This is a genomic window from Corallococcus sp. AS-1-6, from assembly GCF_020037015.1.
GTDB lineage: Bacteria > Myxococcota > Myxococcia > Myxococcales > Myxococcaceae > Corallococcus.
The window spans coordinates 1-10,418 of record NZ_JAIQDE010000060.1; the positions used below are offsets into that span (position 1 = coordinate 1).

Sequence of the window (10,418 nt, forward strand, 5' to 3'; positions counted from 1 at the left end):
GAACCGCCGCCACGCGACGTCGTTCTACAAGGAGCTGGCGGAGAAGTCGGGCGGCTTCCACCTGAGCCTGGATCAGTTCTCCCACGTCACCGACATGCTGCTGGCCGTCTGCTACAAGCAGTCCTCGGACGCGCAGCTCCAGGCATACGAAGCGGAGGTGTCCCGCGAGGGCCGCATGAACCGCGGCCTGAACGCGATGTTCAACACGATGCTCAAGCGGGCCGCGTCCACGCTCTTCGGTGAGACGGACCTGCGCGCGGTGCCTCCGGGCCGCTTCCAGGTGCTGGAGGTGGAGGCGGACAGCGCCATCAAGGAGTTCGTGACGGAGAACGGCCTGGGCTTCAAGACGGGCCGAGGCTTCTACGAGTTCACCAAGACGGAGACCATCCAGGGCCGCAAGGAGGTGGTGCTGATGGACCGCAAGTCCGGCGACCTCTACAGCGGCGAGCGCGCGCGGGAGATGCTCGGCCTGCCGCCCGGGGAGACGGTGCGCATCCGGCCCGCGAGCCTGGAGAAGTACGTCGTCTTCGTGCAGAGCACGTCCGCCAACCGCAAGCTCAAGGGCGGCACGAAGTTCCTCTACGAAGTGGAGGACTGGGACGGCGCGCGCGCCGCGGCCTGAGGGGTGTGAAGGCCGCGAACCCCCTTGCGGCCGTGCGTGTGACACCACTACAAGCACGCCGTTGCCTACCCGAGGGGGTTTTCGCGTGTATCGAAAGAATGTTCTCAGCGCCGTGTTCGCGTTGGGGTTGCTGACGGCGATGGGGGCTCAGGCCGAGGTGCTGTACGCCCAGGCCAACTTCCTGCTGAACAAGAACCAGCTCTCCGCGGTGAACTACCGCGGCAAGGGCACGGTCATCCCCGTGGGCGCGAAGGTCGCGGTCCTCGAGCGGGACAACGACGAGGTGCGCTGCAAGGTCGTCGACTCCGGCGCCGAGTTCCGGTTCGTCACGCACCGGAGCCTGGGCAAGCCCATCAACGTGCTGTTCGCCGGCTTCTTCGCCGAGCAGGATCCGGCCCCGCGCATCGCCGCGCTGTCGCCCGAGGACCAGAAGCAGGTCCGCGCCGGAGAGCTGGCCCGGGGCATGTCGCGCGAGGCCGTGCTCCTGACGGCCGGTCCGCCGCCGCCGCACCGCACGCCGTCGCTCCAGGGCAACCGCTGGACGTACTGGAGCTCGAAGCTCTCCACGTTCGAGGTCGACTTCGGCCCGGATGGCAAGGTCGTGCGGCTGAGCAACGAGCCCGTGGCCGCTCCCGCTCCCGAGCCCGTGGTGGAGAAGAACTACTACGCGACCGCGAACTTCCACTTCGAGGACGGCACCGTGTCCTGGGTGAACTACCTCAAGGGCCCCATCATCCCGTTCAACGCGCGCGTGGAGGTGCTGGACAAGGGCTCGTCCTCCGTGAAGTTCAAGGTCGTGGAGACCGGCGCGGAGCTCGAGTTCACCAACGACTCGCGCTCGGGTTCGGAGACCTGGAAGCTGTTCCAGGCCTCGTTCGCGCCGGAGGACCAGGCCGCGAAGCTGGAGGCGCTGTCGCCGGAGGACCGCAAGCGGGTCTCCGCGTCGGAGGTGGAGCCCGGCATGAGCCGCGACGCCGTGCGCATGGCGTGGGGCCCGCCGCCCGCGCATGAGACGCCGTCGTTCCAGTCCAGCACCTGGACCTACTGGAAGTCGAAGACGGCCAAGGTGCGGGTGAAGTTCGGCAAGGACGACAAGGTCGCCGCCATCGAGTAGCGCGGCGCACGCAGGTCCCTGACGACGCGAGAAAGGCGTGACGGCTCATCGCCGTCACGCCTTTTTTCGTCACCGCGTCAGGCTTCGCGGCGGACTACTCCAGGGTCGGGGCCTGGCTCATGCCGGCCGTCGCGTCCAGCATCGGCGCCTGGGCCAGGGACAGCACGCTGGTCGCGGCGCCGCCCACCGCACCCACCGCGCCGCCCACCGCGCCCACGGCGCCGCCCACGCCTTCGGCGACACCCTGCACGCCCTGGGCAACGCCCTGCACGCCCTGGGTGATGCCCTGCACCAACTGCGCGATGCTGCTCAGCACGTTGGCGGCGCCCTCCAGCAGCTTGCCCAACTCCGCGGCCTTGCCGCCGAGGCTGCCAGCCGCGTCGAAGCCGTCCTGCTTCAGGGCCGACAGCGCGTTGGACATCTTGCCGCCCACCTTCCCGGAGGGGGACGCATCCACGGCGCCAGGAAGGCCCGGCGTGTTGGGCTTGGAGACGGAGGACGGCGTGTTGGGCGTGGTGGGCTTGGAGGTGGCGGACGGCTGGGTGGGGGAGGGGGTGGGCTTGGTGGCGGGGGACGGGACGGAGGGGGTGGAGCGACCGGCGGCGCGGATGGCCATGACGTGTCTCTTTTCGGGAAGGGGAGTGGGTGTTGCTTTCAGCGACGAGGACACACATAGCAGCGGGCGTGCCAGCGCCCCGGACCCGCCAGGCCGTGCGTAAGCCGCTGATCTTGCTGGAAGCGTGAGAGGCACCGCCCGGGTCCAGGGGCTTGCGCCTGGTGACTGCCGTCAGGCGTTGATGTGTCCAGTCACCAGGGGCGGGGTCGCGTCGGGCGTCGTGTCGACCGACGCGTCGAAGGCGCGCGTGAAACCCCTCGCCGCGAGGGCCTCCGAGGAGCGCCGCGTGCGGCATGGGCGCTGCAATCGGTGCCTGGCAACGGATGGCGGCCTGCGTCGCCCCGTTCCACCCGCCGCATCTTCCTGGAGCCCGTCATGACGACCTCGACCGTTGCCGCCATCCGTCCGCAGCCGAGCCTGCTTGCGACGCCACCCGAGCCCGTGCTGAACGCGACCCAGGTGCTGGGCATGGGGCAGGGTGTGGTCGCGGCCTACTCCGCCTTCAATGGCAAGGATTACTCCGCGCCCTCGGGCTGGACACAGGTGGGCAGCCTCACGGCGTGGGTGCCGCAGAAGGGCGGCGTCGCGGAGGCGTTCGGCCTGTGGTTCACCTCCAACGCGGATTCGACCACGGCGATGCTGGCGCTGCGTGGGACCGTGACGTCGGCGGACACGAGCGCGGACGAGCAGTACGCCACCACGTCCTTCGCGCCGTACTCCGGAACCTCCCTGTCGCCGGTGCCGCAGGTGCACAGCGGGTTCTGGGGCATCTACACCGGCACGAGCAGCTCCGTGCCCCAGTCCATGCAGGCGCAGGTGTTCGCGTGGCTGAAGGCGAACAACATCCAGACGCTCTATGTGACGGGCCACAGCCTGGGCGGGGGGCTGGCGGAGTTCCTGGCGCTGGACCTGGCGGTGAGCCAGCCGTCGCTGGGCGTGACGACCGTCACGTTCGCGGCGCCAATGGCCGGGCTCGCGGATTCGTGGGGGACGGCCTACGCCCAATACGTCACGAGTCCGGCGACGGTGCGCGTGGTCAACCAGTACGACGTGGTGCCCACGTTGCCGCCGTCGTGGCTGGCGCCCAACTACACGCAGGTCGGTGTGGAGTTCGCCGTGCTCTTCTACAACACGCTGGGGGACACCAGCACGCAGGAGGCGACCATCCGGCACGAGATGGACAACCACCTCACCGTGCTCACCCAGGCGCTGCCCGCCACGCCTCAAATCTACGTGGGCGCCTTCCCGGATGGCGTCTACACGGACAGCCAGGGCAAGCCGCTCCAGGACACCAGCGTGGCGCCCACCGCGGACGCCGTGACGGCCGCGAAGGCGTCCGTGAAGGCCCTGCCGCAGCGCCCGGTGGCCCAGCCGCCGGACCGCCGGGTGGCGACGAAGTAGGGCCCTGGACACCTTCGTCGCGCGGAGGACCGACAGCTCGATGTCGCCTGGCACCTGCTGGTCGCGGCCCAGGCCGAGCAGGGCCCGTGTCACGGTCGACGGCAAGCCTGTCCATGAGTCCTGGGGGAGCGACACGGCGGCTTACGCAGGCCGTGCCAGCTTCAAGGTCCTCGGTGCATTGTCTTGCCGGTCCTCGACCTCGCCCCATGATTCGCCGGGACCCCGTGCGTGCGCAGGATCCCGGCTCTCATGGGAACGCTCAGCGTGCGTCGAGCCGCGCGGTCTGCGGCACGAAGGCGCTGCCAGAGCTGGGGGCGACGTACCAGGCGCCAGGGGAGTTGCGCTCCCGGGCCACCAGGTCCGCCTTTCCGTCCCCATCCATGTCCGCGACGAAGAGGCGGTACGCGCTGCTGCTCGTCGCCCAGTTCGTCAGCCACGCGGACGTCTGGGGCACGAAGCCCGTGCTCGTGCCGAGCGCCACCTTCCAGGCCTGGGTGCCGGTGTGCTCCTTGGCCACGAGGTCCGCCCTGCCGTCGCCGTTCACGTCCGCCACGAACAGGTCATGGTCCGCGCTGGGGACCCCGAAGCTCGCGAGCGAGCCGGGCTGCGCCGTGAACCCGCTGCCGGTGTTGAGCGCGACGTACCAGAGGCCGGAGCCGGTGCGCTCCTTGGCCACGAGGTCCGCCTTGCCGTCGGCGTCCACGTCCGCCACGAACAGGTCGTACGCGCTGCTGGACACGGCCCAGCCCGTCAGCCAACTGCTCGACGCGGGGACGAACTGCGACCCGGTGCTGAGGGCCACGTACCAGGTCCCCGGCGCCGTGCGCTCCTTGGCCACGAGGTCCGCCTTGCCGTCCGCGTTGAGGTCCGCGGCGAAGACGTCATACGCGCTGCCCACCGCCCAGCCCGTGAGCCAGGAGGTGCCGCCGGGGACGAAGCGGTCGCCGTTGCTCAGGGCCACGTCGAACGTCCCGTTGACGCGGCTCTGCGCGATGAGGTCCTTCTTGCCGTCGCCGTTCACGTCCGCCAGGAACAGGTTGTAGGCGCTGCTGGCCACCGCCCAGTCCGTCAGCCGCGCCACCTCCTTGAAGGTGGGCACCAGCTTCAGGGCGCCCGCCTGCTTCTCCAGGGCCACGCTGCCCCAGCGGCCCGGGTAGTCGCGCTCCTTGACGATCATCTCCACCGGGCTGCCGTCGCCGCCGGACGGGGCCGCGTTGCCGTCCGCCTTCGTGTCCGTGAAGGCATCCCCGAACCAGACGTCGAAGTCGACGCCGCGGTCACAGTCGGTCCCGAAGCCGGCGCCGTCGCTGGAGACCAGCAGGTTGCGGGTGAACTGCTGCAGCCGCGGGTCCACCCGGGAGACCATGGGGCCTCCCATGTTGTGCAGCGTCGCCCAGTCATCCAGGCCCCAGCTCCAGAGCATGCTCATGCCGGCGACGACGTGGCCGCTGGTCGCCTTGGGGCGGTACAGGACCAGGTGGGTGAACTCGTTGCCAAAGGGCGTCGGGTTGTTCGTGGCCCACGTCGGATCATCGGAGAACTGCCCCTGTCCCAGCGGCAGCACGCACGCGGTGGGATCGATCCGGAACAGTTGGTTGGGATGGATGGAGTCCGCCTCCCACCCCAGGTTGCCCACGTAGATGCCCTGCGAGGAGAGGTATGGGCCGATGAGCGTGTCGCCCGTCGCGGTGATGCCGGTGCCCAGGCTGGGGCGGGCCGCCACGGTGTCCGTGAAGAAGGTGAGCGGCAGCTCGAAGGTGTTGCCCGCCGGGTCGATGGGGTACTGCACGCCCAGCAGCTCCTGCTCCGGCTTGTGCACCGGCGGCGCCCGGAACCAGGTGGTCGTCAGGCTGGGGTTGACGGACAGCATCGGATCCGAGCAGTCCGGTCTGGATGCGGGGACGGTGACGCCGGGCCGGCACGCGGACGAGGGGGTCGTCGTGTCGGTGGCGTTGTCCTTGTAGCCCACGATGATGGGGCCCGGGTTGCCCGTGGTGGAGGCCTCGTAGCGGATCTGCCAGTAGCTGGTGTTGCCTGCCATGGCGACGAGGTTGCCGCCCCCCGCCACGAAGGACTCCAGCCGGTTGCGCGTGGTCATGTCCCAGTATTCGCCGTGACCGGAGAGGATGGCCGAGCGCCGGGAGGTCAGCAGGTTCGAGAAGCGCGAGACGTCGTAGTCCGTGGCCACCGTGTACGGCAGGTCGTTCTTCTCCAGGTAGCGCAGCAGCGGGACGTCCGTCTTGAAGTGGGTGGGGACGTTCCACGATGGGCGCGCCATGGAGACCTTGGTGGCCCGCTCATAGGAGTACATGCCGCGCCAGGGGCACTGCGACCAGCCCTCACAGGGCTGGGCCGTGGTGCTCGTGTGCAGCGTCTCTCCCCAGGGGTTGTAGACCTCTGTCGTCGTCGGATTGACGATGACCAGCCGGTCCGTGGACGCGTCGTCGCGCACCACGAACGTCGCCAGCGTCTCCTTGGGCAAGGTCACCTTCGGGGTGATCCGCACGAAGTACACCCCGGAGCTGAGCGTGCCCACGGAGGGTTGCACGGGGTTGCTCCACGCGCACTCCACCAGGCCGTAGTCCACCTCCTGCTGCCGGATCGCCAGGTAGTTGGGGACGGTGGTGGGCGTCTCCGTGCCGCAGCGGGGCTGCGAGATGGGCCCGTAGGTCGTCGCGGGGGCGGCGTCCGAGTCGTGGACCACCTGCGCGCCCGCGCCGCCGTACCAACCCAGCCGGTAGATGCGCAGCCGGAAGGACTCGGGGCTCTGGATGTAGAGGGTGGGGGTCTCCCCCGTGTTGATGGAATAGGGCGCGACGTACACGCCCCGGGGGGCGACCGTCGGCTCCGCGGGGTCATAGTGCCCCTGACGGAACGTCGACGGGACGATGAGGTCTTCCCAGTCCGCCGCGTGGGCCTGACGGGTCCAGGAGAGCAGGGCAATCACTCCCAACATGAGCTGCAGGGGATGGTGTTTCAAGAGGTGTTGCTCCAGACGTGAGAGGGCATGTCCCGCGCGTACGGCGCGGGGATTCCCGTGGCGGGCACTGCCTTGTGATGGGGAGCTGGAATCCCTTGCGGTCAAAGGATGAGCGCAGGGGAAGCCTGCCGGCAGCCTAGGGGCTGTCCCTGATCCCGTGTTCGAGAGTCGACCCAGCGTGCCGGCTAACTGGCACGTTGGGGCAGGGCCTCAATCGGAGTTGCTGCCTGGCGCCAGGCATGATCAACGCGGGCGATGCGCCGACATGAACTGAGCGATGCCGAGTGGAGCCGCATCGCCCCCCTGCTGGGCCCAAGGAGCGGTCCTCGCTCGAAGCGAGGAGACCGTGACTTCATCAACGCAGTGGTGTGGCGCGTGAAGACCGGGGTGCAGTGGCGGGACTTGCCCGAGCGGTTCGGTCACTGGAAGACGGTCTACAACCGCTTCCACCGCTGGGCGAAGACTGGGCGATGGGAAACCATCTTCAAGGCGCTGCGGCTCGACGTGGATGAGCTTGGCTCTCTTGCTGACGCATCGGTCGTCCGGGCGCATCAGGACGCCGCGGGCGGAAAAGGGGGATCCGAAGCAATGCTTTGGGGCGTTCTCGAGGAGGTTTTTCAACGAAAGTTCACGCCGTCACGACGACGGGAGGTAAGCCGCTCCATGTCGCGCTGACGCCCGGCCAGCAGCACGAGTCCACAATGGCCGAAGAACTTCTGGTGCACGCCGAGGGCGCCGCTTTCATCGCGGATACTGGCTATGACGCCGACCGCATTCGCGCCAACGTTCGAAAGCTCAGAATGAAGCCTGTCATCCATTCGAACCCGAGCCGTAAGCGGGCGTTGCCGTTGGACCGCCCCCTTTATCGGCTGCGCTACCGGGTGGAGTGCTTCTTCCACGACCTCAAGCGCTTTCGCGCTGTCGCCACCCGCTATGACAAGACGGCGACCAGCTACCTCGCCGTCCTGCACGTCGCATCCATGCTTCTTTGGCTGCGCTAATCAGGGACAGCCCCTAGCGGTTTTCCCTGAAGCCGTCTGCCTTTCTTCACGTGGACATTGCAGGAACTCGTCGGAGTGGGGGCGGTGCTTCGGCCAGTTCGAGCAGGGTTTTCGTTCAATGCCTTGGAACAGCGGATGAGATCGATGAACCCTGTGCCTGAAGCGCAAGGGGATGAAGGAGTCCTGGTGCCTGTCCACCAGCTTCAATGAGGCTACGGCCCAGGAAGTGATGGACGCCTACGCCCGCCGCTTCACCATCGAGGAGACCTTCCGAGACGTGAAGGACCTCAAGTTTGGCATGGGCCTCAAGCAGGTGCGCGTGAAGACACCGGACCGCAGAGATCGACTGCTGCTCATTTCCGCCCTGGCACAGGTGCTGCTGACGCCGCTGGGCGCCGCGGGCGAGGCGCTCGGCTATGACAAGCACCTGAAGGTAAATACCGTGAAGAAGCGGACGCACTCGCTCTTTACTCAAGGCGCCTACTACTTAATGGCCATGCCACGCATGAGCGATGAACGTCTACTCCCGCTGGTGGAGCGGTTTGGTCAGTTGGTACGCGAGCACGCCGTGTTCCGCGAAGCCTTCGGGCTTATCTGATTCAGATGAGGGGATGCCTCAGCGGTGTCCGGCCACCTCCGTGCCTGGCGGCTCTTCGCCAGGGAGCCCGGAGGGGTGCGGCTGACCGTCTGCCGGACGGGAGTGGATGGCTTCCGGACCTCCCCGCTCATGAAGGCAGCCCCTGGAGACAACCGCTACGCCGGGGCCGGCTTGGAGGTGCTCGAAGGAGACATGCTCGGCTTTTCAATTGATGACAAGGCGTATTGGCAGATCCCGAGCCCGGGCTATTCCATGCAGGCGGAGATCGACCGTGAAGGGACGTTCACGCGGGTGACGTGAAGCCCGGGCCCTTTCGCACCAACGCCAAAGGTGGAGCGGTGTGCGCTGGTCGCGTTCGGGGGCGGGGAGGGGCTTCCCCTGGGCCGGCCAGCGGGTGCAACGCCCCGGAGGCTCGCTTCATGTTCGCGCCCGGGCGCAGGCGGGGGATGGCGTCCACGCGAGGGAGAGGGAAGGGGCTGGCGAGCCATTCGCGAGGGAGGCTGCGGCCCCGCTACGATCCACTACCCCGGCCCATGACACCTCCTCGCCGCCGCCAGTCCAGGTCATCACACTCCCTGCGACATCCACGGCACTTGTTGGAATGAGGAAGGACGGGAAGTATGGTGGAGCCTGCAAGCCATTAGAGCGATGGCCTGACGGCGAGTGGAGAAATCATGGTTGGTGGAATCGGTGGAAAGAATCGGGCTGCGGCAGGCAACCAGGTCAACTCGGCGACTCCCACCGAGCAACCCACGGCTTCGGACCCGGCCAAGACCCAGGGCGCCCAGAAACCCAAGGCCGCGACCCCACCTGTGCCCCTGTCCATCGAGACGTCTTCTTATGGGGGCCCGACGTCATCCGCTTCAAGCTCCCTCATTTCCGTTCCCCAGTCCCCCGAAAAGCGCGCGGCCGAGCACCGCGACCTCCCGAAGGGAGGGGTATTCAAGACGGTGAACAAGGGCGCGTCGGCGCCGAGCCCCCACATGGGCACGCTCACCAAAATGGCAAGCGCGCTGGGAATCAATGCTGAATCCGACGATGCCAAAGTCTATCTGCGTCAAATGTGTGACGCCCTGGACGCGAAACACATCACCGCCGACGACGCCAGGCTCATCCTTCCCGAGCTCAAAGTCAACTACAGGAATAGCAAGGCGCTCGGAGCCAATCTGGCTCTAAACCTGGCGACCTTCCGAACACCCGTCACCATTGAAACCAAGACCTTCCAGGCCGGCGACGTGATTGGGTACAAAGGCCACTATGGAGACCCCAAGGCCGCAGCGTTCTTCGCGCGGCCAACGACCGCCGACGCGAAAGAGGCGGAGGCAGCCAGTCCCGAATGGGCAGCGCACTACATCGCGACCGAAAAGAATCAAGCGGCCGGGTATGCGCAGGAAATGCCCGGCGGCAAGGTGACGGAGGTGGTGGCGAAAGAGACCATTGAGTGCAAGGTCATTCACGTCAATGACCTTCTCTTCTCACTGGGCGAACTCAAGGGGAGCGAGAAGGCGGAGCGGATTCAAGTGGGTCTCGAAGCTCAAGGCATCCACGGTGTCGACCCCAAGAAGTTGATGGACTCACTTGGTGAGAGCGGCAGTGCCAACGGAGTCATGTATCTCGTCAAGGGCTTGGAGGGAGGAGACAGTGAGCATTTTCACGAACTCATCATTCCCTGGTCCGATGCCTCGTCTCGTCTTGCCACTGGAAAAAGTGAGAAGCCTTGAGCGACGTTGAGTGGGGCGGCGAGGCGGCCTGCGCCGCCCCCGCCCTTTCGCGGCGCCTGCTCTTCCACTGTCATGGGCCGGGGGAATGGAGCGCAGCGGGGGCACCCCACCCCGGGCCGCGTGGTGTTGAGGCTCAAGAGGGGCCACGAGGTCCGGGCCCCTGTCACGCACCTGATGGGAGCGCGGCCTGCGCAGGCGTGTACCCCAAGGGGGCGCAAGCGGCCTGTCCACCGGCCGGGAGCGCTGTGATGGAGGTCGAATGAAGAGGCCCCCCGCGCCCTCCTCACTCCCCTAGGGGGTGTCCCTAATTAAGCCAGAGCATCATGCAGGCCAGATGGAGGACCGCCAGGTAGTTGGTGGCGGTC

General features: G+C 67.4%; 7 protein-coding genes and 2 pseudogenes. 7 read left to right on the forward strand and 2 right to left on the reverse strand.

Annotated elements, in window-relative coordinates; genetic code table 11:
- A pseudogene (locus K8612_RS38365) lies at positions 1–622 on the forward strand (hypothetical protein); the annotation flags it as partial.
- Positions 623–707: 85 nt separating this feature from the next.
- The gene (locus K8612_RS38370; protein ID WP_223765878.1) at positions 708–1,736 is read left to right on the forward strand and encodes a hypothetical protein; all 1,029 of its coding nucleotides are present in this window, start codon (positions 708–710) and stop codon (positions 1,734–1,736) included.
- A 94-nt stretch (positions 1,737–1,830) separates the two neighbouring features.
- On the opposite strand, the gene K8612_RS38375 is transcribed toward K8612_RS38370, so the two are convergent.
- Positions 1,831–2,352 (reverse strand): hypothetical protein, encoded by a 522-nt coding sequence (locus tag K8612_RS38375; RefSeq protein WP_223765879.1) that lies wholly within the window; start codon positions 2,350–2,352, stop codon positions 1,831–1,833.
- Positions 2,353–2,727: 375 nt separating this feature from the next.
- On the opposite strand from K8612_RS38375, the gene K8612_RS38380 reads away from it, so the two are divergent.
- Positions 2,728–3,753 (forward strand): lipase family protein, encoded by a 1,026-nt coding sequence (locus K8612_RS38380; RefSeq protein ID WP_223765880.1) that lies wholly within the window; start codon positions 2,728–2,730, stop codon positions 3,751–3,753.
- A 259-nt stretch (positions 3,754–4,012) separates the two neighbouring features.
- On the opposite strand, the gene K8612_RS38385 is transcribed toward K8612_RS38380, so the two are convergent.
- The gene (locus tag K8612_RS38385; protein WP_223765881.1) at positions 4,013–6,733 is read right to left on the reverse strand and encodes a VCBS repeat-containing protein; all 2,721 of its coding nucleotides are present in this window, start codon (positions 6,731–6,733) and stop codon (positions 4,013–4,015) included.
- Positions 6,734–6,988: 255 nt separating this feature from the next.
- Here K8612_RS38385 and K8612_RS38390 point away from each other — a divergent pair.
- The 4 genes and pseudogenes from K8612_RS38390 (at position 6,989) to K8612_RS38405 (ending at position 10,053) form a co-directional block, all read left to right on the forward strand.
- Positions 6,989–7,734 (forward strand): annotated as a pseudogene (locus K8612_RS38390) (IS5 family transposase).
- 172 nt (positions 7,735–7,906) lie between these two features.
- The gene (locus tag K8612_RS38395) at positions 7,907–8,332 is read left to right on the forward strand and encodes a transposase (protein WP_223765882.1); all 426 of its coding nucleotides are present in this window, start codon (positions 7,907–7,909) and stop codon (positions 8,330–8,332) included.
- Positions 8,333–8,407: 75 nt separating this feature from the next.
- Positions 8,408–8,632 (forward strand): hypothetical protein, encoded by a 225-nt coding sequence (locus K8612_RS38400; protein ID WP_223765883.1) that lies wholly within the window; start codon positions 8,408–8,410, stop codon positions 8,630–8,632.
- Positions 8,633–9,006: 374 nt separating this feature from the next.
- Entirely contained in the window at positions 9,007–10,053 is a 1,047-nt protein-coding gene (locus K8612_RS38405) for a hypothetical protein (protein WP_223765884.1), read from the forward strand.
- Positions 10,054–10,418: the final 365 nt, after the last annotated feature.